General features: G+C 57.7%; 5 protein-coding genes. 2 read left to right on the top strand and 3 right to left on the bottom strand.

What is annotated here, in order from left to right:
• The first annotated feature begins 236 nt into the window (after positions 1-236).
• Both EXR70_07330 and EXR70_07325 read left to right on the top strand, forming a co-directional pair.
• On the top strand, positions 237-1,412 hold the full coding sequence (locus EXR70_07330) for an aminotransferase class I/II-fold pyridoxal phosphate-dependent enzyme (GenBank protein ID MSP38286.1): 1,176 nt from the start codon (positions 237-239) through the stop codon (positions 1,410-1,412).
• A gap of 96 nt (positions 1,413-1,508) precedes the next feature.
• Positions 1,509-1,721 carry a hypothetical protein gene (locus EXR70_07325; GenBank protein MSP38285.1) on the top strand — a complete coding sequence of 71 codons (213 nt, stop codon included), beginning with the start codon at positions 1,509-1,511 and terminating at the stop codon, positions 1,719-1,721.
• A gap of 391 nt (positions 1,722-2,112) precedes the next feature.
• Here EXR70_07325 and EXR70_07320 read toward each other — a convergent pair whose 3' ends face one another.
• From EXR70_07320 to EXR70_07310, 3 genes are all read right to left on the bottom strand, one after another.
• Positions 2,113-2,778: a hypothetical protein gene (locus EXR70_07320; protein MSP38284.1), complete on the bottom strand. Its 666-nt coding sequence runs from the start codon at positions 2,776-2,778 to the stop codon at positions 2,113-2,115.
• 547 nt (positions 2,779-3,325) lie between these two features.
• Positions 3,326-4,351: an extracellular solute-binding protein gene (locus EXR70_07315; protein MSP38283.1), complete on the bottom strand. Its 1,026-nt coding sequence runs from the start codon at positions 4,349-4,351 to the stop codon at positions 3,326-3,328.
• A gap of 298 nt (positions 4,352-4,649) precedes the next feature.
• Positions 4,650-5,981: an MFS transporter gene (locus EXR70_07310; GenBank protein MSP38282.1), complete on the bottom strand. Its 1,332-nt coding sequence runs from the start codon at positions 5,979-5,981 to the stop codon at positions 4,650-4,652.
• Positions 5,982-6,090 lie beyond the last annotated feature (109 nt).

The raw sequence follows: 6,090 nt of genomic DNA, 5'->3' as shown, positions 1-6,090 counted from the left end.
GACGCACACACTTGGCCTATATCGAACCAACTCCAACAAGGTGGGGTTCCGCTATGGCCAGGTTTCTAACTTACGACCTCAACCCAACGCACTACCCTGACATAATCGCGTTGCTGTTAACATGACATATTGACGTTGCCACGACAGTCTCGAATTCGGTAAGGGGTGAAGGGTAAGGGGTAAGGCGTGAATCGCGGACGCAATTGCGGTAGGTTTAGATCGGAGGTGAATCGACGATGTCAGCGATGTCACAGCGGGTTGCGGGGTTCGGCACGACGGTGTTTGTCGAGATAAATAATCTCGCGCGGCAGTATAATGCCGTGAACTTGGGTCAGGGCGCGCCGGATTTTGACGGGCCGCCAGAAGTTTTGGCTGCCGCCGTCGAGGCGGTAAACAGCGCGCTCAATCAATACGCGCCGGGCATCGGTATGGCGAACGTGCGTCACGCTATCGCCCAGCATGCGGCGTGTTTCTACGACCAGAAATTGAATCCAGACACGGAAGTGCTGGTCACCACCGGCGCCACCGAAGGCGTGTTCGCGGCGATTCTTGGGCTGACCGATCCGGGCGATGAAGCGATCGTCTTCGAACCGGTCTACGATACTTACGTGCCGAACATGATCATGGCCGGCGTGACGCCGCGCTACGTGGCGCTGCGCGGCGATGGTTGGGAATTCGATCCGGATGAATTGGCCAAAGCTTTCAACTCGCGCACCCGGGCGATTATCGTCAACACGCCGCACAATCCCACCGGCAAAGTTTTTTCCCGCGCCGAGCTGCGCGCGATCGCCGCGCTGTGTCAGAAGCATGACGTCGTCGCCATCACCGACGAGGTTTATGAGCATATTCTCTACGATGACGCGGTACACACGCGGCTGGCGACGCTGCCGGGGATGGCCGAGCGCACGCTGACGATCAGTAGCTTGGGCAAGACTTTTAGCGTTACCGGTTGGAAGATTGGCTGGGCGATCGGTCCCGCGGCGCTCGTCAACGCAGTTAACCAAGCGCACCAGTTCATCACTTACGCCGTCGCTTCACCGTTACAAGCTGCCGCGGCGACCGCGCTGAATTTGCCGTTCTCGTTTTTCGAGAATCTTCAGGTGAGCTATCAATCGAGACGCGACCGCATGGTCGATGTACTCAAGACAGTCGGTTTCAAAGTTTTCAAACCGAGTGGAAGCTACTTCGTCATGATCGATTGGCGCGGTGTTGCGCCAAAGCATGTGCAAGACGACATGCAGTTCGCCCAGTGGCTGATTCGCGACGTCGGTGTCGCCTGTATTCCCGCCAGCCCGTTCTACCAGGAAAGCGACAAGCATTTGGGCAAACACTTCGCCCGCTTCGCGGTCTGCAAGAAGGACGAGACGCTGGCGGCGGCGGCGGAACGATTGTCGCGGCTGAGTAAGTTCTAACGCAGGAACACACTTCGGAAGTTCGCATAAACTACAAGTTGTTGCGCTTTCGATGCTCTCGCTTCACGGGAGCTGCAAGAACAGCAGATCTACAGCTTGGGCTTATTCGAAAAAGCGATGCGCTTGGACAGGCCGGGGGCGGAGCGGTTATACAATCTCGTGCGCGATCAGTATAACCCGGAGCTGACGCTGTCCGACGCGGTGACCAGCGATCTGCTCGCCGTTGGTACGTTTCGCTCCAAGGGAAATACGGCAATCAATTTGCAGACGGTGCGCGATTGGTCGTTCGCGGAAAAAGCGAAGCGGTAGGCAACAAAGAGTAAGTCAGCGATGGGCGCCTTCACCTCTGTCGCTCCCGCCGCGAGACAGTGTCGCAATACCGTTCATGGTTCGAGAGCCTCACCACGAACGGTATTGCTTGATCGCGAATTGAATTACTTATCCGTTCGCCCTGAGCGTGTCGAAGGGCTCCGAGCGAATTGCGACACGGTAACCCGTAGGATGTGGTGAGTCCGCGAACCGCATCAGGGACTTCGAATTACCAAAGATGCGGTTCCCTCCGGTCACCACATCCTACAAACTGAGAAGTCGTCGGCTCGCGCACGGATGTCATGCTGAGCAACGCGAAGCATCTCGTCTTGATTGTCGCCGACGAAGGCGAGATCCTTCGCTGGCGCTCAGGACGACAGTCAACGCCGGCTTACGCCGCCAAAGGCAAGCCGACGATTTTCGCCGGGTTGTCGCAGCTGACGGTTTTGATTTCTTCCGTGCTGAGTCCGAAGGCTTCCATGTAGGCGCGCATTTGGCGGATGCCTTCCACCGAGTTGGGGAAGAGCGGCTCGCCGCAGTCGCTCGACAATGTCACATGTTCGACGCCGATGCTGCGGATCGCTTTGTACATGTCGAAGGGATCGACGCCGAGGAGCGGCGAGATTTCGCCGTAGGTGAAATTCAAATAAACACCGCTTTTGCCGAGCTCGGTCATTTGCTCGATGCTCAAGTTGACGAAGGGACTGAAGGGATGATCGATGACGGCGCGGGTCTGGCCGGCATTCCGGCACTCTTCGGCGAGAGCGTAAATTTCTGGATGGGTGGCGTGGCCGAAGAACAGCGGCTTGCCGCGCTCGACAAGTAATTTGATGATGTCTTTGATTTCTTGCTTCAATTTGCCGTGTGCATCGAGGGCGTAGTGGCCGACCTTGAGCGCATCTTCCCAGCTCATTGCCGGCGTCAGCTCACCGCGGCCGGCGCTGGCGTCCCACCAGGATTTGCGCCCGCCGATTTTACTCAGCGTGTTGGCGTGCATCGCCACCGGCATCCACACGGCGTCGATGCCGTTGTCCAACTGCTCGCGGATTTTTGCCACCGTCGCCGGCGCCGAGCGGTTGGCGACGTTGCAGCCGGACCAGCACTTAATCGGTTGAATCTTTTCTTCGTCGCACCAGCGTTGTAGTTCTTAGCGCACTTTGCGCACCGACTCGGCGCGCTGCTTCCCGGCGATGGATTTGAACAATATGCCGCGCATGCCGTTTTTCGAAGCCAGTTTGGCCACCGACAACGCATCTTGATGCGCCGCATCGGCGTGGCAATGGATATCGATGGCGCCGGCGACGCCGCCGACCGCCGGCGGATATTACACGCCGCCTTGATAGGCGCGGCGGATCTCATAGGATTTCACGAAGCGGGCTAGGGTGGTGGCGTTGGCGCTTATGGGTTTCTCGCTTTCTTGCTTTGGAAAATCATTACTGACCGGCGAACTACATCATGGGGCTGAATGCTCTGTCAACAATTGGCGATCGCGCACGTGGCTACGGAGGCGCAGCATTTGACCGGGTCGCCGGAATTCACCGCATCGCCGATGTTTCTATGCGGCGTGTTGTCGGAACTGCGGTCGACGATCAGGCGCAACGTTGTCAATTTTTCCAAAAGATTTCCATGTACTGTTTGTTGATCTCGTCGAAGCGCGCCATCATTCTGGGATTCACCGGATGGAGGCGGTAGCCAGCGGTCTTTTTGCGCAGCTCGGAATCGACCTCGGGATTGGCCGGGTAAGTGCCAATGACGTTTGCCGTCAAGCTCTGGCCTTCGCGAGAAAGCAAAAAATCCACGAACAGCTTGGCCGCGTTGGGATGACGCGCCTGGGCGTAGATGCCAAGCAAATGGGTTGACGCCGGGATCGGATTTCTGCCCGGCACCCATTCGATGGGCGCGCCGGCTTTCTGGATCTTCGCGAAGGTTTCCAAATAAGTATTGGCCAGCACCGGGAATTCGCCGGCGGCGAGCAGTTGGGTGAGCAAGTTTTTATTCTCGCGCATGTAGAGATCTTTGGCTGCGAGCTTTTTCATGAAGGCGAGTCCTTCGGCTTCGCCCATGATCTCCAACATCACCGCCATCCAAGAACTGTCGCGGTAGTCCATGGCGATCTGTTTGGGCCGCCAGCGCGGGTGTAGCAGGTCTTCATATTTTTTCGGCGCCGCATCCGGAGAGACTAATTTAGTATTGTAAGCCATGCCCTGGACGCCCAAGTGCAAAATATTCCAGTAGCCGTCTGAGTCCTTGAGCGCTTCGGGATATTTGGCGCGCTCCGGCGAATCGTATTTCATGATCAACTTGGCGCGGGTCAACTCATTCCAAATCGTGAAGGTCGCGCTGATGACGTCGGCTTCATGCTGTTGGGTGCGCGCTTCGAGCTGAATTTTCGGCAAGAGTCGCTGGGTGTTGGCGCGGTACAGCGAGGTTTCGATGAAGGGATATTTTTTCCTGAACTCGGCAAGCAACGCCGTGGCATTCTCCGTCAGCATGCTGACATAGGCGACCAGTTTGCCTTCTTTGCGCGCGGCGTCGATGATTTTCGCGTCGGCAGCCGCGGCCGTGCGTGTGCTCAGCAGTGGGATTGCTATGAAAGCTAGAAAAAATAATTGGCGTTGCCATGATTTCATGGGCGATCCTCTTTTATCGGCTGATTGTTTAGCCGATGGCGCGGAACTGTCAAGGCGATTTTTGAATTATGCTCAACTGCTCATGAAACGGCAATTTCTCATGTCCCCCTCTTTGGAAAAGAGGGGTTAGGGGAGATTTTCTTTTTGGGGTGAAACGCCAAAATTGCAGAGTCTGCGCGATCGGCCGCGAAACGCCCGCACCGCACCGCAACCAAATCCCCCTTGATCCCCCTTTTCCAAAGGGGGAATGGTCCGAATCGACGCTCTGAATCGATCCACAGTCCCGCGAGTCCGAACGTTAGCGAATCAAGCGCGCGCGCGGCAGGGCGAAATAAATTCCTACCATGCTGAGTGCGCCGGCAAGACTTAGCGAAGCGGTGGCCCACTGAGCGCCGATCCACGAGGCCAGGGCGCCGATGAAGATACCGCCGAGGAGCAGGATCACATGAGTCATGTGATAGAGCGCCATGGTGCGGCCGCGAAATTCTTTGGGCGAGTAGGTTTGGATGACAGTTTGCGCCAGAGCGTGGGAGGTGACGTGGACGACGCCGACCAGTCCCATCAACACCACCGAGAGTTTGAACCAAGGCGAGAGCGCGAAGGCGACGATGATAAAGCCGTAGATCGTCACGCCCACCAACATGATGTTGACCCGCGGCACGCGGTCGCCGAAGGAGGCGATCAAGACGGAACTAAACAGCGCGCCGAGGCCCATGGCGCTCAGCAGCAGTCCTTGGCCGGTGGCGCCGACGTGGAGCACGTCGCGGGCGAAGACCGGCAACAGCGTCATGAACGGAATGATAAAGATCGACGCGCAGATGACGATCAACAAACTGGCGCGCACCGCTTCGTTGTGCCAGCTGAATTTCCAGCCCTCGATGATGCTACGGCCGAAGGACTCCTCATGGCCATCTTTGCCGCGGGCTTGCTGCGGCGAGTGCTGCTGGCCGCGCAATTGCCAGGTCCAGATGGTGGCGAGGAAGTAGCAAAGCGCTTGGGCGGTGTAGGCGCCGCCGGTGCCGACCAGCGCGATCAGAAAGCCGGCCACCGCCGGGCCGGCGCTGCGCGCGACGTTAAATATTATCGAGTTGAGACCGATCGCGTTGGTCAAATGCTCGTTGGGCACGGCGTCGCCGACCATAGCGGCGCGCGCCGGCTGCTGAAACGATTGGACGATCGACATGCCGAAGGCCGTGACAAAAACATGCCAGGGTTCGATGCGCTCGGTGAAAATTAAAATCGCGATGATGACGTAGAGCAGGCCGTCGACGATTTGCGCGACCAGTATTTGATTTTTGCGCGAGTAACGATCGGCGGCGCTGCCCGCCAGCGGCGAGAGTAACAGGATGGGAATCGCCTGGACGCCGCGCACCAGACCCAGCTGCAAACTCGAATTGGTCAGCTCGTAAAGCAACCAGCCGCGCGCGACTTGGTCCATCCAAGTCGCCATCGAAGCGAAGATCTGGCCGAACCAGATCAAACGATACTCGCGGTAATGCAGCGCGTCGAAGATGCGCAGCGCGCCTAACAATTGAAAAGCGCTCTTTGGCTGTTCGGCTTGGACCGCGGTTGGCGCCGATTCGTCGAGTGTCGGTTCGATCGCGGGCGGAGAAGTTGATTCGTCGCTCATGCTGGAGTACCGCCCCAGCTATAGCACGCCGAAAAAGAAGCCGTCCAACGATGCCGGCGAAGGTTTTTTCTTCAAGCCCGGGTCAACGGGCGATACTTGATCCGATGCG

The organism is Deltaproteobacteria bacterium (assembly GCA_009692615.1).
Taxonomy (GTDB): Bacteria; Desulfobacterota; Binatia; order UBA9968; family UBA9968; genus DP-20.
The sequence above is the reverse complement of the archived record's forward strand: the minus strand, read 5'-3'. Positions and strand labels throughout refer to the sequence as shown.

Excerpts from the sequence above, each read along its gene's own strand:
- EXR70_07330 (MSP38286.1), top strand. The coding sequence starts at position 237 with ATGTCAGCGATGTCACAGCGGGTTGCGGGGTTCGGCACGACGGTGTTT.
- EXR70_07315 (MSP38283.1), bottom strand. The coding sequence starts at position 4,351 with ATGAAATCATGGCAACGCCAATTATTTTTTCTAGCTTTCATAGCAATC.
- EXR70_07310 (MSP38282.1), bottom strand. The coding sequence starts at position 5,981 with ATGAGCGACGAATCAACTTCTCCGCCCGCGATCGAACCGACACTCGAC.